The sequence below is a fragment of the Streptomyces griseiscabiei genome (genome assembly GCF_020010925.1).
GTDB lineage: Bacteria > Actinomycetota > Actinomycetes > Streptomycetales > Streptomycetaceae > Streptomyces > Streptomyces griseiscabiei.
In genome coordinates this window covers 261,064-278,588 of the sequence record NZ_JAGJBZ010000002.1, presented here as the reverse complement: position 1 = coordinate 278,588, position 17,525 = coordinate 261,064, and the positions used below count along the sequence as shown (strand labels likewise).

Below are 17,525 nucleotides of genomic sequence, written 5' to 3'. Positions count from 1 at the left end.
GCACCCCCTCGGTCGAACCCCTACTAAAGTGGCCGCATGGCCCTGAACGCACAGCCCGCCCTCTGGCCCGCCCCCATCGCGAGCGGAGCCGTCGACGCGACGGTCCACGTCCCGGGGTCCAAGTCGGTCACCAACCGCGCCCTGGTCCTCGCCGCCCTCGCGAGCGAGCCCGGCTGGCTGCGCCGCCCCCTCCGCTCCCGCGACACCCTGCTGATGGCGGCGGCGCTGCGCGCGATGGGCGTCGGTATCGAGGAGACGGTCTCCTCCAGTTCCTCCGGAGCGGGCGGCTCCGGCGAGGCCTGGCGCGTCCTGCCCACCGGCCTGCACGGCCCGGCCACGGTCGACGTCGGCAACGCGGGCACGGTCATGCGCTTCCTCCCCCCGGTCGCCGCCCTCGCCGACGGCCCCATCCGCTTCGACGGCGACCCCCGCTCCTACGAGCGCCCCCTGAACGGCGTGATCGACGCTCTGCGCGTCCTCGGCGCCCGTATCGACGACGACGGCCGGGGCGCCCTCCCGCTGACCGTGCACGGCGGCGGTGCCCTGGACGGCGGCCCGGTGGCGATCGACGCGTCCTCGTCCTCGCAGTTCGTGAGCGCGCTGCTGCTCTCCGCCCCCCGCTTCAACCAGGGCGTCGAGGTCCGCCACACCGGCGCGACCCTCCCCTCGCTCCCCCACATCCGGATGACCGTCGACATGCTGCGCTCGGTGGGCGCCCAGGTGGACACCCCGGAGTCGGGCGGCGAGCCGAACGTCTGGCGGGTCACCCCGGGCGCCCTGCTCGGCCGCGACCTGACGATCGAGCCGGACCTCTCCAACGCCCAGCCGTTCCTGGCCGCGGCCCTGGTGACCGGCGGCAAGGTCGTCGTCCCGGACTGGCCCGCGCGCACCACCCAGCCCGGTGACCAGCTCCGCGAGATCTTCACGGAGATGGGCGGCGTCTGCGAACTGACCGAGTACGGACTGGTGTTCACCGGTTCGGGCGCGATCCACGGCATCGACGTGGACCTGAGCGAGGTCGGCGAGCTGACCCCGGGCATCGCGGCGGTCGCCGCCCTCGCCGACTCCCCCTCCACCCTGCGCGGCGTCGCCCACCTGCGCCTCCACGAGACGGACCGCCTGGCCGCGCTCACCAAGGAGATCAACGAACTCGGCGGCGACGTCACCGAGACCGCCGACGGCCTCCACATCCGCCCGCGCCCCCTGCACGGCGGTGTCTTCCACACCTACGACGACCACCGCATGGCCACCGCCGGTGCGATCATCGGCCTGGCCGTGGAGGGCGTACGGATCGAGAACGTGGCGACGACCGCCAAGACCCTGCCGGACTTCCCCGACATGTGGGCCGGGATGCTCGGGAAGAACTGACGGGCGGACCGGGATCATGCGCCGTTACGGCAAGCACACCGACGAGGACGACATCCGCAGCCGCCCGAACCGCAAGGGCAACCGTCCCCGGACCCACATCCGCCCCAAGCACGAGGACGCCGCGGAGGGCATGGTCCTCACCGTCGACCGCGGCCGGCTGACCTGTCTGGTCGAGGACCGGGTGGTGATGGCGATGAAGGCCCGTGAACTGGGCCGGAAGGCGGCCGTCGTCGGCGACACCGTCGCCCTCGTCGGCGATCTCTCCGGCAAGAAGGACACCCTCGCCCGCATCGTCCGCATCGCCGACCGCACCTCGGTGCTGCGCCGCACGGCCGACGACGACGACCCGTACGAACGCGTCGTCGTCGCCAACGCCGACCAACTCGCCGTCGTCACGGCCCTCGCCGACCCCGAGCCCCGCCCCCGCCTCATCGACCGCTGCCTGGTGGCGGCCTACGATGGCGGCCTCACCCCCCTCCTCGTGCTCACCAAGTCCGATCTGGCCTCCGCCGACAAGCTCCTGGAGCTGTACGGCGACCTCGACATCCCGTACGTCGTGACGAGCCGCGAGGAACTGGAGACGGGCGGCGCCGCCGACCGCGTACGCCGGCACCTCGCGGGCAAGGTCACCGCGTTCGTCGGCCACTCGGGGGTCGGCAAGACGACCCTGGTGAACGCCCTGGTGCCGGAGGACCGCCGCCGTACGACGGGTCATGTCAACGCGGTGACGGGCCGGGGCAGGCACACCACGACCTCCGCGCTCGCCCTCCCCCTCGCCGACTCGGACGGCGGCTGGGTCGTGGACACCCCCGGCGTACGCTCCTTCGGCCTCGCCCACATCGACCCGTCCCGGGTGATCAACGCCTTCCCGGACCTGGTGCCGGGCACGGAGGGCTGTCCGCGCGCGTGCAGCCACGACGAACAGGACTGCGCACTGGACCAGTGGGTGGCGGACGGACACGCGGATCCGGCCCGTCTTTACTCTCTGCGCAGGCTCCTCTCGACACGCGAACGGCGGGAAGGCGACTGACCTCCGCGTTGACCTCCGCGTTGTTTGCGCCCCCGTCCACCCGGTAAGTGCATAATCGCACCAAGTCGGACCCGGACCAGACGAGATCAGCCGGGAACGGACCAAGCGGTCACAGAACGTGGGGACACGGGAGGACGAGACATGGCGTGGCTGCTGGTGGTCGTGGCGGGACTTCTGGAGACCGGATTCGCCGTCTGTCTGAAGCTCTCGCACGGATTCACCAGACTCTGGCCCACGGTCGCCTTCTGCGTCTTCGCGCTCGGCAGCTTCGGCCTGCTGACCCTCGCCCTCAAGAAGCTCGATGTCGGCCCCGCCTACGCCGTCTGGACGGGCATCGGCGCGGCCGGCACTGCGATCTACGGGATGATCTTCCTCGGCGATCTCGTGTCGACGCTGAAGATCGTCTCGATCAGTCTGGTGATCGTGGGGGTCGTGGGCCTGCAACTGTCGGGCTCGGCACACTAGTTCGCGCCCGCGCCTCCCTCTCCTCCTCTCGCTCCTCTCGTTCCGCCCCGGCCTCGCCTACAGGGGGTTGAGGGGCCGGCTCAGCTGGCGGGGCAGCGCCGTCCGTACGAGATCCGTGACTCCGCCCTCGCCCGGGGGCGCGGCCACGCACGACAGGGCGAGCCGTACGGCGAGTTCGCAGGACCGGGCCAGCTCCGCGGTGTCCGACTTGGGGGTGCCGGGCGCGGAGAGCACGGCGACGGCCCGCTCGCGCACCAGGGCCACGAAGTCGGTGGGCGCGGGCAACGGTCCGTCCGCGCGCCGCTGCGCGGGGACGACCGAGGACGAGGGCACCGCCGAGAGCGTCGGCGCGGGCAGCCGCTCACCCCAGCAGCCGGTGAGCATGGCGCGAACGAGTGCGTTGTTCCGGGAGGCCGCCACGGTCCACTCGGCGGTCGCGGCCAGCCGGTCCCGGGTGTCCGCGTGGGCGGCCAGCGCCCGGTCGACCCCCGCCAGATAGCCGTCCGCCTCCCTCCGGACCAGGGCCCTGGCGAGCCCCTCCTTGCTGCCGAACTCGTTGTACAGCGTCTGACGTGACACTCCGGCCACCGCCGCCACGTCCACCATGCGCACGGCGGACCACGGCCGGCGCACCAGTGCCGTGTAAGCGGCGTCCAACAAGGATTCCCGCGCTGCAGGCATCATCGCCTCCCTGAATGCGAGCGGGCGGCTCTGGCCCTCAGATTTGACGCGCATCAAGTCACTGTCAAGGGTTTCCGGCGGCCCCCAGGGGCGCACTCCGGCCAACGTGCGCGGCCCCCTCCGCCGGCCCCACCCCCCCTACCCCGCCCCGCCGCGGGCAGTCGTACCGCCGCCCCGCCCCCGTACGCCCGATCCCGCGCCCCGTCCGACCCTCGGTCCCCTGTAGCCCCGCACCGACCTCGACAGATACCGTTCGCCACATGGCCGACTACCTCGACGACCTCCGCTTCGCCCACGTCCTCGCGGACGCCGCCGACGCGACCACCATGGCCCGCTTCAAGGCCCTCGACCTGAAGGTCGAGACGAAGCCGGACATGACCCCGGTGAGCGAGGCCGACAAGGCCGCCGAGGAGATCGTCCGAGGCCAACTCAAGCGGGCCCGGCCCCGGGACGCCATCCTCGGCGAGGAGTTCGGCCTCGAAGGCACCGGCCCCCGCCGCTGGGTCGTCGACCCGATCGACGGCACCAAGAACTACGTCCGCGGTGTCCCCGTCTGGGCCACCCTGATCTCCCTGATGGAGGCGGCCGAGGGCGGCTACCAGCCCGTCGTCGGCGTCGTCTCCGCCCCCGCCCTGGGCCGCCGCTGGTGGGCGGCGAAGGGCCACGGCGCCTTCACCGGCCGCAGCCTCAGCTCCGCCTCCCGCCTGCGGGTCTCCCGCGTCGCCGATCTCTCGGACGCCTCCTTCGCGTACTCCTCCCTCAGTGGCTGGGAGGATCGCGGCAACCTCAACGGCTTCCTGGACCTGACCCGCGAGGTGTGGCGCACGCGCGCGTACGGCGACTTCTGGCCGTACATGATGGTCGCCGAGGGCGCGGTGGACATCTGCGCCGAACCCGAGCTGTCCCTCTGGGACATGGCCGCCAACGCGATCATCGTCACCGAGGCGGGCGGCAGCTTCACCGGCCTCGACGGCCGCCCCGGCCCGCACAGCGGCGACGCGGCGGCCTCGAACGGCCTGCTCCACGACGAACTGCTGGGGTATCTGACCCAGCGTTACTGAACGGGCGACACCACCTCCCGATGCGTACGGGGCCCCCGAGTGATCCCGGGGCGCCCCGAACTGGCCACGCACGCCCCCTTGTTGACCTCCGCTTTACCTGCCACATTGAGAGTTCCCCCACTTGTGAACTTGTGAATCCTTGAACTAGCGGTTCACCGGATTCCCTAGGAGGTGGCTGAACTCCATGCTCGTCCGCGACGCCATGAGCACAGTGGTCCTCACCATCGGCCCCGATCACACCCTCCGCCAGGCCGCCGCCCTGATGTCGGCTCGCCGGATCGGCGCGGCCGTGGTCCTCGACCCGGACGCCGGCGGACTCGGCATCCTGACCGAACGCGACGTCCTCAACTCCGTAGGCCTCGGCCAGAACCCCGACGCCGAGCGGACCCACGCCCACACCACCAACGACGTCGTGTTCGCCGCGCCGTCCTGGACCCTGGAGGAAGCGGCCCGCGCCATGACCCACGGCGGCTTCCGCCATCTGATCGTCCTCGACCAGGGCGCCCCGATAGGCATCGTCTCGGTCCGCGACATCATCCGCTGCTGGGTCCCGGCCCGGCAGCACGCGACGGCATAGCGAACGGGCCGGGTTCTCGCAGGAGATCCCGGCCCGTCCCCGACGGCGAGCGGTCCAACCCCGGACGGCCGCACAGGGCCTGGACGGCGGCCTCCGGGCGCTCGCCGAAGCCTCGATCGATCGAGCCCGATCCTACATTGGACCAAATCCAAGTCAAGGCACGCTCCAAAGTCACACCTGTTCGGGATCTGTTCCGACCTGCTGTTACGCTGACCGGTATGAGTGACCTTCTGGAGCGGCTGCGCGGACGCGGATGGCGCATGACCGCACAGCGGCGCGTCGTGGCCGAGGTCCTCGACGGCGAACACGTCCATCTGACGGCCGACGAGGTACACGTGCGCGCTGTCGCCAAGCTGCCCGAGATCTCCAGGGCGACCGTCTACAACACCCTGGGCGAATTGGTCTCCCTCGGCGAGGTGCTGGAGGTCGCCACGGACCGGCGCGCCAAGCGGTACGACCCGAACGCGCACCGCCCGCACCACCACCTGGTCTGCGCCCGCTGCGGCACGATCCGCGACGTCCACCCCACGGGCGACCCCCTGGCCGACCTCCCCTCCTCCGAGCGGTTCGGTTTCACCGTCTCGGACGTGGAGGTCACCTATCGAGGCGTGTGCCCGACCTGCACGACGGCGTAGCCCCTGCCCTGCCCCCCGTGGGGAGGGCTCATCGTTCACCTCAGAACACATCTAGGGCCCGGAACCTGATCGGTTCCGGGCCCTAGATCTTCAGTAGCGGGGACAGGATTTGAACCTGCGACCTCTGGGTTATGAGCCCAGCGAGCTACCGAGCTGCTCCACCCCGCGTCGATGAACAGAACACTACGTCACCGCCATCGACCAGCGCAAATCCATTAAGAACCATGGCTCGGGCGATGGCTTGGGCCATGGCTTGAGCCGCCCTCTACGCCGACAACTCGTCCCGCAACGCGTCGCCCAACCGCGCGGCCCGCTCCGCGACCTCCACCGGTCCGAGAGCGACGGCCCGATCGGCCCACCGCTTGCCCTCCACCAGCTCACCCCGACGCGCGTAGACGAGGGCGAGCCGCAACGCCGCCCGCCCGTGCCCCGCGTCGGCAGCCCGGGCCCACCACACGGCGGCCTCCGGCTCGCTCCCCTCCCGAGCCAGCAGCAGCCCCAGATTGAACGCGCCGTTCCGCGACCCGGACTCCGCCGCGACCCGGTACCACCGAGCCGCCTCGACGACATCCCCGCGCCCGGCGGCCAGCATCCCGACCCGCACCTGCGCCCGCCGATGCCCCTGCGAAGCGGCCCGCTCGTACCACTCCTCGCACTCGTTCTTCTCCCGTACCGGCTCCCCCAGCTCATGCGCGGGCGCGGGCGGCCGACGGGCGTCGAGCACCGCGGCCAGCCGGTACGCGGCCTCGGCGCTGCCCCCGCCGGCGGCACACCTCAGATGCCGCTCGGCGGCCCGCTCGTCCCCGTCCCGCAGGCGCGCGATGGCGACCTGGAGCGCCGCCTCGGTGTGCCCGGCGGCGGCCGCCCGCTCGTACCAGACGAGCGCCGTCGCGTCGTCGCCCCGCCCGGCGAACAGGATGCCCAGGTTGAAGGCGGCGTCCACGCTGCCGGCCTCCGCGGCCTTGGAGAACCACGGCTCGGCCCCGGACGCGTCCCCGACCTGCAGCAGCAGGATGGCCAGCGCGTTCGCCGCCTCCCGGTGCCCGGCGTACGCGGCACGCCGGTACCACTGCTCGGCCTGCGCGGTCCGCCCCTGCTCGGCGCAGAGCAGCCCGAGGTTGTACGCGCCGTTGACGTCACCGGCGTCCATCGCGGCCCGGTACCAGCGCTCGGCGGTCTGGGTCTCACCGCGCTCGGCGTGCAGCGCGCCCAGCGCGTTGGCCGCGTTGCCGTCGCCGTCCTGGGCGGCCCGCAGCCACCACACGGCCGCACTCTCGGTGTCGCCCGCGTCCCGCAGCAGGAACCCGAGCGCGCACGCGGCCCGCGGCTCGCCGTCCTTGGCCGAGGTCAGATACCAGCGCCCGGCCTCCTTCAGCTCCCCGCGCCGCTCCAGGATCGCCCCGAGGTGCAGCGCGGCCCGCCGGTGCCCGCGCGCGGCGGCCTGGCGGTACCACTGCTCGGCCTCCTCGGCGACACCTGCGACACCGTTGTCACCGCCGGGCTCCCCCGCCCCCGCTCGCACGGCGGCGCCGCGGCCTTCCCGTACGACGGGGCGGCCCTCGCGGGCGGCCTCACGGCTCGCACTGCCGATCTCGAACGCCGCGCGCGCGATCCTGCGCCCCTCCCGCACGGCCGCACGCTCCTCCTGCTCGGCGAGGTGGTCGAGCGCCCGCGCGAGGCGGTACGCGGCCTCGCGGTGGCCGCGCTCGGCGGCGACCCGCATCCAGCGCTCGGCGGCGGCGTCGCTGCGGTGCTCCAGCAGGTCGGCGAGGGCGTACGCGCCCAGCGCGTGGCCCTGCTCGGCGGACTGGCGCAGCCAGTACTCGGCGGCCGGTTCGTCGCCGCGCTCACGGTGGTGCCGGCCGAGCGCGTGCGCGGCGGCGGCGGACCCGGCAACGGCCGCGATCCGCCACCAGCCGGCGGCGTCGTCGGGGTACCCGCGCTGGTGCAGCAGGACGCCGAGGTTGTTGGCGGCCGCACGGTCACCGGCGGCGGTGGCGCCGCGCAGATAGGGCTCGGCCCCGTCGAGGTCGCCGCGGCGCAGCAGCATGGCGCCGAGGACGCTCATCGCCTCGGCGTCGCCGGCTTCGGCGGCGAGCCGCTGACGCGTCTCCTCCACGGCGTCCCCCGTCTCGTCCTCCTCCGCGGCAGGCACGGACTCGGCCGACGAAGCGGACGCGGGCACCACAAAGTCGGCAGGCAGCCCAAAGTCGGCAGGCTGCGCAAACCGCCCCGTCTCCAACAGAGTTGCCTTGTCCCCCATAACGTCCATCGTCGCACCACCTGCAACCTGGGTACACCTGGTATACCGCAGCCATTGAGGTCACTACAGCGTTTTGTCGACATGCCCACAGAGCGACAAGTCAAACACAGTTTTCCCGACCACCCCAGGCAACACGTCGAAGGCCCGGATCCTTTGAGGATCCGGGCCTTCAACTTCAGTAGCGGGGACAGGATTTGAACCTGCGACCTCTGGGTTATGAGCCCAGCGAGCTACCGAGCTGCTCCACCCCGCGCCGTTGTGTTGCAACCGTACCACGGCGCGGGGTGGAGCCTTGAATCAGCCGCTGCCGGAGCCCTCCTCGGAGCTCTGCCCGCTGTCCTCACCGGCGTTTCCGCCGGTCCCGCCGGCCTTGGACTGGGCGTCCTCGGCCCGCTTCAGCGCGTCCTCCAGGTCCTGTTGGGCCCGGCCGTACGCCTCCCAGTCGCCGTCCTTGAGGGCCTGCTGGCCCTCGTCGAACGCCTTCTGAGCTTCCTCCAGGGCCTCTTGGACGGTCGGATCACCGGACGTCGGCGGCTCGTCGGTGCCCTCGTCGGGATCGTCCGCCGGTGGCTCGGTGGGCGAACCCTCGGTCTCGAACACCTTGTTGAGCGCCTCGTCGAGGGTGTCCTCGAAGGCCGTGTTGCCGCCGTAGGTGACCAGCACCTTGCGCAGCAGCGGGTACTTGAGCCCGCCGCCTCGCACATAGACGGGCTCCACATAGAGCAGTCCGCCGTCGAGCGGGACCGTCAGGAGGTTGCCGTACTCGACCTGTGAGTCACCTCTCTTGAGGAGGCTGATGGTCTCGGCGATGTCCTGTTCGGAGTTGAACTGGCTCTGGACCTGTTTCGGTCCGTCGATCGGTTCGCTGGTCGGCAGTTTCAGAATTCTGATCTTGCCGTAGTCCTTGGTCCCCGCCTCGGCGTTGACCGCCACGAAGGCGCTGAGGTTGTCCCGGCCGTTCGGCGTGAGCGTCGTGGTCAGCGAGAACGCCTGTGCCGTCTGCCCCGGCAGCTTCATGCTCAGGTAGTACGGCGGCACCGCGTTGCCCGAGGTGTTGGTCGGGTCGTCCGGGACCTGCCACACCTCGCTGCCGCTCAGGAACGTCTCGGCGTCCTTCACGTGATAGCGCGTCAGCAGCTCACGCTGGACCTTGAACAGGTCCTGCGGGTACCGCAGATGGGCCTCCAGCGACTTCGAGATCGCCGTCTTCGGCTCCACCGTGTCCGGGAACGCCTTCATCCAGGTCTTCAGGACCGGGTCCTTGGTGTCCCACTGGTAGAGCTTGACCTGACCCGTGTACGCGTCGACGGTCGCCTTCACCGAGTTGCGGATGTAGTTGACCTGGTTCTGCTGGGCCACCACCGCGCGCTGGCTGTTGTCCGCGGTCAGCGAGTCGGCCGTGGTGTCGCCCAGGGTGGTGCGGGAGGCGTACGGGTAGCCGTTGGTGGTGGTGTACGCGTCGACGATCCACTGGATCTTCCCGTCGACGACGGCCGGGTAGGCGTCGCCGTCGATGGTCAGCCAGGGGGCGACCGCCTCGACACGCTCCTTGGGGGTGCGGTTGTACAGGATCCGCGAGCCCTCGCCGATGGCGCCCGAGTAGAGGATCTGCGGCTCGTTGAACGCCACCGCGTACGCGGCCCGGTTGACCGGGCTGGAGAGGTTGACCCCGCTCTTGCCCTTGTAGCTGGTGGTCTTCTCACCGCTGTCGTCGGAGTAGTCGATCTCGTCCTGGGGACCGCCGACGATCGAGTACTGGGTGGTCTTCTCGCCGTAGTACACCCGCTGCTGGTACTTGCCCAGGTCGCCCTTGGACGGCAGGTCGGACTCGGTGAACACCGGGCGGCCGCCGGAGGTGGCCTCGGTGCCCTTGGCGGCGACCACGCCGTAGCCGTGGGTGTAGCGGAAGTGGTCGTTGATCCAGTTGTTCTTCGGGATGCCGGCGAGGTTCAGCTCGCGCAGACCGATGACCGTGTCCTGCTCCGCGCCGTCCTCATTGCTGTACCGGTCGACGTCCAGGTTCGTGGGGAACGCGTAGTAGTTCCTCATCTGCTGGAGCTGCTGGAACGTCGGCGAGACGATGTTCGGGTCGAGCATGCGGATGCTGGCCGTGGTGTCGGCGTCCTTGCGGAGCTTGGCCTTGTCCGTGGTGTCGCTCACACCCGAGTACTCCTCGACGTCGGTCCCGTCGATGCCATAGGCCTGCCGCGTCGCCTCCAGGTTCTTCTCGACGTACGGCGCTTCCTTGGCCTGCTCGTTCGGCTGGACCTGGAACTTCTGCACGATCGCCGGGTACAGCCCGCCGATGAGGATCGCGGAGAGCACCATCAGGCCGAAGCCGATGACGGGCAGCTGCCAGGTGCGCCGCCAGATGGTGGCGAAGAACAGCAGCGCGCAGATCACGGCGATGCAGAACAGAATCGTCTTGGCCGGCAGATAGGCGTTGGCGTCGACGTACCTGAGGCCCGTCCAGTTGCCCGTCGCCTTGAAGTCGCTGGACTTCACCGCGAGCCCGTACCGGTCGAGCCAGTACGCGACCGCCTTCAGGGTGACGAAGATGCCGAGGAGCACCGACAGGTGCCCGGTGGCCGCTGCGGTGGCACGCGCGCCCGGGGAGGTGACCCGCAGGCCGCCGTACAGGTAGTGCGTGAGCGCGGCGGCGATCACCGAGAGCACGGCGGCGGCGAAGCCGAAGCCGAGCAGGAAGCGGTACCAGGGCAGGTCGAAGGCGTAGAAGGAGACGTCCAGACCGAACTGGGGGTCCTTCTGCCCGAACGACACTCCGTTGACCCACATCAGCCAGGTGCGCCACTGCCCGGAGGCGGAGGCGCCGGCGATCAGGCCCACCAGGGCGGTGATCCCGAGCAGCAGCCACTTCTTGTAGGGCGCGATGCCCATGCGGTACCTGTCGAGGCTCTGCTGCTCCATCGACATCGCGCTCAGCGGCGGCCGCAGCCGGTGCGCCAGCCAGATGTTGAAGCCGACCGAGGCCGACATCAGCAGCCCGAAGACGAAGAAGAGCCCGATCTTCGTCCACAGTGTGGTGGTGAAGACGGACGAGTACTTCACCGACCGGTACCAGAGCCAGTCCGTCCAGAACCCCGCGAACATGACGAACGCCATGCCGAGGACGGCAAGGACGCCCAGCGTCATGAGCAGTGTCCGGACGCGTCGGGACGGTCGGCCCACTCTGATCCGCGGCCCCGTCGGGCCTCCGCCGCGGTCCGGCATCTGGAAAGCCAAGGTGCGCACCTCGAAGTTCGCTGTCGATACGTCAGGCCCGCGTCTACGGACCCGCCAGCGGGCCCCGTGATCGCAGGGGCCTCACCTATGCAACTTACTCACGCTTTACTCGGTTCCCGCTTCGGGGAACGAACGAGGCAGGATTGTGACCATGTCCAACACTCCCATGGCAGCGAACCCCCTCACCCGGGCGGTGCTCGAGATCGACGAGTACGCCTCGGGCCTCGGCTGGGACCAGCCCGCTCGCCTCTTCGCCCTCGTGGATACCGCGCGTCTGCGGACCCAGGAACCCGCCCTCGCGGCGCAGCTCGGTCTCCAGGACGAGTCCGAGACCACCGGTCTCACCCCGATCGAGCAGGACGAGATCCCCGCCGGCAAGGCGCTGGACGACTTCCTCGGCACCATCGCCTGGCCCGACGCGGTGGTCGGCTGCGCACTGACCGTGGAGCGGCTGATGCTGCCGCCGTCCGCGGAGGCCTCCGTCCCCGAGAACCTCGACGGTGCCCGTCTCGCCAAGTGGGTCGCCTCCCACCCGGACCGCCAGGAGGTCCGGATGACGGTCGCCGTCCTGCGCGACGGCTCCCGTGACTCGGCCCTGCGGCTGCGTGAGAAGGACACCCCGACCGAGGTCCTCACCGGCCCCGAGCTGGTCCCGGGCCTGGCGGAGGCCCTGTCCGCCACCTTCGTGGACTGATTTCCGTATCTACGGCGATGGGGGCGCCCTCCGCTTTCGAGGGCGCCCCCACGCGCGCGTACGCCGTCCCGTGCGCCTGTCAGCCCTTGGTGGTGCACTTCGGCAGGTCGGCGGTGTCGCCGGAGCGGATGTCCTTCAGGGCGCCCAGCGCGTCCTCGATGGTGTCGACCTTGACAAGGGTGAGGCCGCCCGGGGTGTCCTTGGCGGCCGCGGCGCAGTTGTCCTTGGGCGTCAGGAAGTACTCGGCGCCCTTGTCGCGCGCGCCGACCGTCTTCATCTCGATGCCGCCGATGGGGCCGACCTTGCCCTCGTCGTCGATAGTGCCGGTGCCGGCCACGAACTTGCCGCCGGTCAGATTGCCCGGCGTGAGCTTGTCGTAGATCCCGAGGGCGAACATCAGTCCGGCGCTCGGGCCGCCGACGTCGGCGAGCTTGATGTCGATGGTGAACGGGAACGTGTGGTCGGTCCCGGCGGAGATGCCGACGATCGCCCGCGCCTCGCCGGTGTCGTCGGACCTCGCCGTGGTGATCGTGACCTTCTCGGTCTCGGTCGCCGTCCGGTTCGCCTTCTCGGCGGCGGCCTGGGCCTTGGCGGGCACGATGACGAAGTCGACGTCCTCGCCCGGCTTGTGCTGGGTGACCAGCTTCGCGACGTCCTCGGGCGCCTTGACCGCCGTGCCGTCGACGGACTTGATCACATCGCCGGCGTGCAGCTTGCCCTCGGCCGGGGAGTCCTTGAGGACGGTGGAGACGATCACCCAGGACTTCACCGGGATGTCCAGTTCCTTCAGGGCCGCGACCTTGGCGCTCTCCTGGGACTGGCTGAACTCCTCGGCGTTCTCCTGGGTCGACTGCTCCTCGGTCTTGCCGTCCGGGTAGAGGGTGTCGTGCGGCACGACCTTGTTGTCGTGCGCCAGCCAGCCGTACACGGCCTCGACGAGGTTCATCCGGTAGTCGGCGCTGGTGACGCGGACCGTGGTCATGTTGAGGTGGCCGGTCGTGGCGTAGGTCTTGCGCCCGGAGATCTGCAGCACCGGCTCGCCGTCGTGCTGCCCGAGCGTGTTCACCGTCGGCCCCGGTGACATCTCCGCGTACGGCACGGGGATGAGCACACCCGCGCACAGGAGCGCGATCAGCATCAGGGTGGAGGCGAGCATCGTCGCGGTGCGGCGTGGCATGGAACGACAGTACGGGACAGGCCTGTAAGTGCACTGTCGGGGCCGTCCGTCCGGGGCGACGGCGGCTGATCGCGCCGTCGCCGGTGTCGGCCGCTAGCCGCCGGAGTGCGAACGTTCCATGGCTTCACGGAAGCGCGAGTAACCCGCGAGTTCGGTGCCGTCCTCGATGCTCTTGCGGTTCCGGCTGGCCCAGCCGCCCCACAGTCCGGCACCGATCGCGGCCACAAGCGGAATCAGCAACCAGGCGAGCGCCGCCATGCCGGCCTCCCAACCCCTATCAAGCAACCACATCTGACTGATCAGCAGATTATCCATCCGCTCCGTCAACGCTCGCGCCGGGGGACAGGTTACGCAACCGGAACGCGCACGGGCGCATTCCGGTCACGGCCTCAGCAGGCCCCCACCCATTCCTCCGTACCGTCCGAGAACTTCTGGTGCTTCCAGATGGGCACTTCGTGCTTGAGATCGTCGATCAGCTTCCGGCAGGCCTCGAAGGCCTCGCCCCGGTGCGGACAGGACACGGCGACGACCACGGCCAGGTCCCCGACCTTCAGATCGCCCACCCTGTGCACGGCCGCCAGCGCCCGCACCGGGTAGTCGGCGACCACCTTCTCCGCGATCCGCCGCATCTCGGCCTCGGCCGTCGGGTGGCACGAATATCCGAGCCGGTCGACATCGGCTCCCCCGTCGTGGTTCCGCACGGTCCCCACGAACAGCGCGGTTCCCCCGGCCGCGTCGTCCCCGACCGCCCGGAACACCTCGTCCAGGGAGAGCGCCGTCTCCCGGATCCCGATCAACTTGACGGGCTCCTCGGCCCCCTGCTCACCAGGATGATCCTCATTCACAGCCATACCCCCCATCGTGCCTCATCCCCCGCACCCGGGAGGCCCGGGAATTCAGCCCGTCCGGCGCTCGATGGCGAGCCCGAAGGCCGGCAGGGACCTCAGCGCCGCCCCCGGGCCTTCCGTGCCCGCCGTACCAACGCCGCCGTACCCAGCAGCGCGACCGTCGCACCGGCGGCGCCCGCGGCCGTCGCGTCCTTGCGCCCGAGCCGCCGCCCGGCCACCGTGTGCCGCCCGGAGACCTCCTCCAGCAGCTCAGCGAGCACTTCCTCGTTCGTCCACAGGGGCCGCCACCCGGCGTCGTGCAACCGGCTCCCGCTCACGACCCACGGATACATCGTGTACGCGAGATCCCCGGCCGGCGACGGCGTCAGCCCGATCCGGTGCAGCCGGGCGGCGGCCCCGAGGGCGACCGCGGACGGCAGCTCCATGCGCCGAATCCCGCTGAGCTCCTCGACCTCCTCCTGCTCCAGCCACCCCTCGCACCCGACGGCCAGCTCCCCGTCGACCTTCTCCAGTACGGCGTACTCCAGCGCCCCGCACAGATCCTCGACGTGACAGAACTGCCAGGCGGGCCGCGATCCGGCCACCACCAGCAGCCGAGGCGACTCGAAGTACCTGGTCAGCGCCGTGTCCGTGCCCCCGACGAGGGTCGCGGGGCGCACGACGGTGACATTGAGGCCCGGGTGGGCGCGCGGCGCCCGGCGCGCGAGCCGCTCGATCTCCAGCAGGTCGCCGACCCCGGTGGCCTCGGCGGTCGCCCGCAGCTCGGCGTCCTCCGAGAGCGGCAGCTCGTTGTCGGGCAGCGCCCCGTAGACCATCGCCGAGGTGCACAGCACGACCCGGTGCACCCCGGCCGCGGCGGCGGCCGTGAGCACCGTCTGCGTGCCGCGCACGTTGTACGCGCTGCGGGCCGCCGAGTCCGTGCCCAGGTCGAGGTCGACGGCGAGGTGCACCACGACGTCCGCACCGCGCAGCTTCTCGGCGATCGCCGGGTCCCGCACGTCCAGGATGTGCCACTGCGCGGCGGCGCACTCCCCGCGCCGCTCGTCGATGGCGACGACCTGCCGGATCTCGTCGGACTCGGCGAGCCGCTCGGTGAGCAGCGCTCCTACCCCGGACGCGGCACCGGTGACCGCGACGACGGGCCCGCGCGCGGCGGGACTGGTTGAGTGGTTTCGCGCTGCGCGAACCTGTGGATCTGGGGAACTCACCGGGCGTCTCCAGCGGTTGTCTTCAGTACGAACGCGGGTGACGCGTACGTACCAGGTGGCATCCATCCTGCCGCAGGCCTTCGGTCGGCGGAGCACCGAGGCCTTATCCCGCCGTGGTGTCTACGCTGGGTGGTGTTCGGGCAGCCGTGCCGTCGGAGAAAACCGATGGCCCTATCAGCCGAGGAATCCCGTGAGTGACACCCCATTCGGATTCGGCCTTCCGCCGGAGGAGCCGGACGACGGCGACGAGGGCAAGAAGAAGGACCAGGAGAGCGGTGGTGGTCAGGGACCGGCCAACCCGTTCGGCTTCGGGTTTCCCGGGGCCGGGGGCTCCGGCGCCGACAATCCGTTCGCCGCGATGTTCGGTTCCATGAACCCCACCGACCTGGGCGCCGCGTTCCAGCAGCTGGGCCAGATGCTCTCGTACGAGGGCGGCCCGGTGAACTGGGACATGGCCAAGCAGATCGCCCGCCAGACGGTCTCCCAGGGCACCGCCGACGGCACCAAGGACGCCAGCGTCGGCCCCGCCGAGCGCACCGCCGTCGAGGAGGCCGTCCGCCTGGCCGACCTGTGGCTCGACGACGTGACGTCCCTGCCGTCCGGCGCGGGCTCCGCCGTGGCGTGGAGCCGCGCGGAGTGGGTGGAGGCCACCCTGCCCGCCTGGAAGGAGCTCGTCGACCCGGTGGCCGAGCGCGTCGGCGGCGCCATGGGCGACATCCTGCCGGAGGAGATGCAGGCCATGGCCGGCCCGCTGATCGGCATGATGAAGTCGATGGGCGGCGCCATGTTCGGCCAGCAGATCGGGCAGGCCGTGGGCGTGCTCGCGGGCGAGGTGGTCGGGTCCACCGACGTCGGCCTGCCGCTCGGCCCGGCCGGCAAGGCCGCGCTGCTGCCGATCAACATGGACGCCTTCGGCAAGGACCTGGGCATCGGCAAGGAGGAGGTGCGGCTCTACCTGGCCCTGCGCGAGGCCGCCCACCAGCGGCTCTTCGCCCATGTGCCGTGGCTGCGCTCGCACCTGTTCGGCGCGGTCGAGGGCTACGCGCGCGGGATCAAGGTCGACACGGCCAAGCTGGAGGACGTGGTCGGCCAGTTCGACCCGCAGAACCCCGAGGAGCTGCAGCAGGCACTCCAGCAGGGCATGTTCCAGCCGGAGGACACTCCTGCGCAGAAGGCCGCCCTGGCACGCCTGGAGACCGCTCTGGCGCTGGTGGAGGGCTGGGTGGACGCAGTGGTGCACGCCGCCGCGAAACCGCGCCTGTCGTCCGCTGACGCGCTGCGCGAGACCCTGCGCCGCCGCCGCGCCACGGGTGGCCCGGCCGAGCAGACCTTCGCGACGCTGATCGGCCTGGAGCTGCGTCCCCGCCGGCTGCGCGACGCCTCCCGTCTGTGGGCGTCCCTCACGGACGCGCGCGGGGTCGACGGCCGCGACGCCCTGTGGGCCCACCCCGACATGCTGCCCACCGCCTCCGACCTGGACGACCCCGACGGCTTCGTCCACCGCGAGCAGATGGACTTCTCCGAGCTGGACAAGATGCTCGGCGAGGCCGCGGGCGGCTCCACCGAGAAGCCCGATCTGAAGAAGAAGGACGACGACACCGAGTGAGCCTGCACGACGACGCGGTCCTCGTACTCAAGAGCTACGAGGACCAGGCCGAGCTGCGCCAGGCGTACCTCGACCACCTCGCGGCCCACCCGGACGGCATGTGGAAGGCGTGCGGCGCCGGTCACATCACAGCGAGCGGCCTGGTGATCGACCCCGAGCGCGGCCGGGTGCTGCTCACCCTGCACAAGAAGCTGCGCATGTGGCTCCAGATGGGGGGCCACTGCGAGCCCGAGGACACCACCCTCGCGGGCTCCGCCCTCCGCGAGGCCACGGAGGAGTCCGGCATCGCGGGCCTGACGCTGCTGCCCGGCGGCCCGGTCCGCCTCGACCGCCATCACACCCCGTGCGCCTGGCACCTGGACGTCCAGTACGCGGCCCTCGCCCCGTCCGGCGCCGAGGAGGCGATCAGCGACGAGTCCCTGGACCTGCGCTGGTACGCCTACGACGAGGTGGCGACGGTGGCCGACGACTCGGTCGTACGCCTGCTGGAGGCCACGCGGGCACGGCTCTGACGCCTGCCGCCGACCTCGCTCGTTCGCGTGGTGTCGACGGGCCGGGGGTGTGCTGCCGACGTGCTGTGGGCAGTCCCCCGCCGGGGGGACGGACGCGGTAAGGGGCGCCCGCAATGGCGGACGCCCCTTACCCGTGTGCCGCTGAGTGCCGGCCGAG

At 71.0% G+C, this 17,525-nt stretch carries 16 protein-coding genes and 2 tRNA genes; 9 read left to right on the top strand and 9 right to left on the bottom strand.

Annotation, left to right across the window (positions count from 1 at the left end; translation table 11 throughout):
* Nucleotides 1-36 precede the first annotated feature (36 nt).
* The 3 genes from aroA (at nt 37) to J8M51_RS18795 (ending at nt 2,863) form a co-directional block, all read left to right on the top strand.
* The gene (gene aroA, locus J8M51_RS18805) at nt 37-1,368 is read left to right on the top strand and encodes a 3-phosphoshikimate 1-carboxyvinyltransferase (protein WP_086762354.1); all 1,332 of its coding nucleotides are present in this window, start codon (nt 37-39) and stop codon (nt 1,366-1,368) included.
* Nucleotides 1,369-1,384: 16 nt separating this feature from the next.
* Entirely contained in the window at nt 1,385-2,398 is a 1,014-nt protein-coding gene (rsgA, locus tag J8M51_RS18800) for a ribosome small subunit-dependent GTPase A (protein WP_086762352.1), read from the top strand.
* 141 nt (nt 2,399-2,539) lie between these two features.
* Nucleotides 2,540-2,863: a DMT family transporter gene (locus tag J8M51_RS18795; protein WP_086762350.1), complete on the top strand. Its 324-nt coding sequence runs from the start codon at nt 2,540-2,542 to the stop codon at nt 2,861-2,863.
* A 57-nt stretch (nt 2,864-2,920) separates the two neighbouring features.
* On the opposite strand, the gene J8M51_RS18790 is transcribed toward J8M51_RS18795, so the two are convergent.
* The gene (locus J8M51_RS18790; RefSeq protein ID WP_086762348.1) at nt 2,921-3,547 is read right to left on the bottom strand and encodes a TetR/AcrR family transcriptional regulator; all 627 of its coding nucleotides are present in this window, start codon (nt 3,545-3,547) and stop codon (nt 2,921-2,923) included.
* A 257-nt stretch (nt 3,548-3,804) separates the two neighbouring features.
* Between J8M51_RS18790 and hisN the strand changes: the two genes are divergently transcribed.
* From hisN to J8M51_RS18775, 3 genes are all read left to right on the top strand, one after another.
* Nucleotides 3,805-4,605 carry a histidinol-phosphatase gene (gene hisN / locus J8M51_RS18785; protein ID WP_216590067.1) on the top strand — a complete coding sequence of 267 codons (801 nt, stop codon included), beginning with the start codon at nt 3,805-3,807 and terminating at the stop codon, nt 4,603-4,605.
* A 184-nt stretch (nt 4,606-4,789) separates the two neighbouring features.
* Entirely contained in the window at nt 4,790-5,182 is a 393-nt protein-coding gene (locus J8M51_RS18780) for a CBS domain-containing protein (protein ID WP_086758175.1), read from the top strand.
* A gap of 218 nt (nt 5,183-5,400) precedes the next feature.
* Complete coding sequence (locus J8M51_RS18775; protein WP_086758174.1) at nt 5,401-5,817, top strand: Fur family transcriptional regulator; 417 nt, start codon at nt 5,401-5,403, stop codon at nt 5,815-5,817.
* 94 nt (nt 5,818-5,911) lie between these two features.
* On the opposite strand, the gene J8M51_RS18770 is transcribed toward J8M51_RS18775, so the two are convergent.
* The 4 genes from J8M51_RS18770 to J8M51_RS18755 all read right to left on the bottom strand — a co-directional run bounded on the left by J8M51_RS18770 (nt 5,912) and on the right by J8M51_RS18755 (nt 11,311).
* Nucleotides 5,912-5,985 (bottom strand) — tRNA-Met (locus J8M51_RS18770).
* Nucleotides 5,986-6,082: 97 nt separating this feature from the next.
* Nucleotides 6,083-8,089 carry a tetratricopeptide repeat protein gene (locus J8M51_RS18765; protein WP_179203230.1) on the bottom strand — a complete coding sequence of 669 codons (2,007 nt, stop codon included), beginning with the start codon at nt 8,087-8,089 and terminating at the stop codon, nt 6,083-6,085.
* Between the two features lie 170 nt (nt 8,090-8,259).
* Nucleotides 8,260-8,333, bottom strand: a tRNA-Met gene (locus J8M51_RS18760).
* A gap of 44 nt (nt 8,334-8,377) precedes the next feature.
* Nucleotides 8,378-11,311, bottom strand: a complete 2,934-nt coding sequence (locus tag J8M51_RS18755; RefSeq protein WP_256965404.1) for a UPF0182 family membrane protein — start codon at nt 11,309-11,311, stop codon at nt 8,378-8,380.
* 163 nt (nt 11,312-11,474) lie between these two features.
* On the opposite strand from J8M51_RS18755, the gene J8M51_RS18750 reads away from it, so the two are divergent.
* A complete protein-coding gene (locus J8M51_RS18750; RefSeq protein WP_216869684.1) occupies nt 11,475-12,017 on the top strand; it encodes a PPA1309 family protein in 543 nt (180 codons plus the stop codon).
* Between the two features lie 79 nt (nt 12,018-12,096).
* On the opposite strand, the gene J8M51_RS18745 is transcribed toward J8M51_RS18750, so the two are convergent.
* From J8M51_RS18745 to J8M51_RS18730, 4 genes are all read right to left on the bottom strand, one after another.
* A complete protein-coding gene (locus tag J8M51_RS18745; RefSeq protein ID WP_086758468.1) occupies nt 12,097-13,194 on the bottom strand; it encodes a YlbL family protein in 1,098 nt (365 codons plus the stop codon).
* Between the two features lie 93 nt (nt 13,195-13,287).
* Entirely contained in the window at nt 13,288-13,509 is a 222-nt protein-coding gene (locus tag J8M51_RS18740) for a hypothetical protein (protein ID WP_143673274.1), read from the bottom strand.
* 74 nt (nt 13,510-13,583) lie between these two features.
* Nucleotides 13,584-14,045 (bottom strand): molybdenum cofactor biosynthesis protein MoaE, encoded by a 462-nt coding sequence (locus tag J8M51_RS18735; RefSeq protein ID WP_086758470.1) that lies wholly within the window; start codon nt 14,043-14,045, stop codon nt 13,584-13,586.
* 92 nt (nt 14,046-14,137) lie between these two features.
* Nucleotides 14,138-15,250 (bottom strand): SDR family oxidoreductase, encoded by a 1,113-nt coding sequence (locus J8M51_RS18730; RefSeq protein WP_086758472.1) that lies wholly within the window; start codon nt 15,248-15,250, stop codon nt 14,138-14,140.
* 190 nt (nt 15,251-15,440) lie between these two features.
* Here J8M51_RS18730 and J8M51_RS18725 point away from each other — a divergent pair, with 190 nt between their 5' ends.
* Entirely contained in the window at nt 15,441-16,856 is a 1,416-nt protein-coding gene (locus J8M51_RS18725) for a zinc-dependent metalloprotease (protein ID WP_086758474.1), read from the top strand.
* Nucleotides 16,853-17,368 (top strand): NUDIX hydrolase, encoded by a 516-nt coding sequence (locus J8M51_RS18720; RefSeq protein ID WP_086758476.1) that lies wholly within the window; start codon nt 16,853-16,855, stop codon nt 17,366-17,368. The genes J8M51_RS18725 and J8M51_RS18720 overlap by 4 nt, the downstream gene beginning before the upstream one ends.
* The last annotated feature ends 157 nt before the right edge of the window (nt 17,369-17,525 follow it).

Bases quoted from the DNA above. Each gene is read 5' to 3' on its own strand.
- J8M51_RS18740 (WP_143673274.1), bottom strand. From the start codon at position 13,509: ATGGATAATCTGCTGATCAGTCAGATGTGGTTGCTTGATAGGGGTTGG.
- J8M51_RS18745 (WP_086758468.1), bottom strand. From the start codon at position 13,194: ATGCCACGCCGCACCGCGACGATGCTCGCCTCCACCCTGATGCTGATC.
- J8M51_RS18775 (WP_086758174.1), top strand. From the start codon at position 5,401: ATGAGTGACCTTCTGGAGCGGCTGCGCGGACGCGGATGGCGCATGACC.
- J8M51_RS18765 (WP_179203230.1), bottom strand. From the start codon at position 8,089: ATGGACGTTATGGGGGACAAGGCAACTCTGTTGGAGACGGGGCGGTTT.
- rsgA (WP_086762352.1), top strand. From the start codon at position 1,385: ATGCGCCGTTACGGCAAGCACACCGACGAGGACGACATCCGCAGCCGC.
- aroA (WP_086762354.1), top strand. From the start codon at position 37: ATGGCCCTGAACGCACAGCCCGCCCTCTGGCCCGCCCCCATCGCGAGC.
- J8M51_RS18750 (WP_216869684.1), top strand. From the start codon at position 11,475: ATGTCCAACACTCCCATGGCAGCGAACCCCCTCACCCGGGCGGTGCTC.
- J8M51_RS18795 (WP_086762350.1), top strand. From the start codon at position 2,540: ATGGCGTGGCTGCTGGTGGTCGTGGCGGGACTTCTGGAGACCGGATTC.
- J8M51_RS18755 (WP_256965404.1), bottom strand. From the start codon at position 11,311: ATGCCGGACCGCGGCGGAGGCCCGACGGGGCCGCGGATCAGAGTGGGC.
- J8M51_RS18780 (WP_086758175.1), top strand. From the start codon at position 4,790: ATGCTCGTCCGCGACGCCATGAGCACAGTGGTCCTCACCATCGGCCCC.
- J8M51_RS18735 (WP_086758470.1), bottom strand. From the start codon at position 14,045: ATGGCTGTGAATGAGGATCATCCTGGTGAGCAGGGGGCCGAGGAGCCC.
- hisN (WP_216590067.1), top strand. From the start codon at position 3,805: ATGGCCGACTACCTCGACGACCTCCGCTTCGCCCACGTCCTCGCGGAC.
- J8M51_RS18790 (WP_086762348.1), bottom strand. From the start codon at position 3,547: ATGATGCCTGCAGCGCGGGAATCCTTGTTGGACGCCGCTTACACGGCA.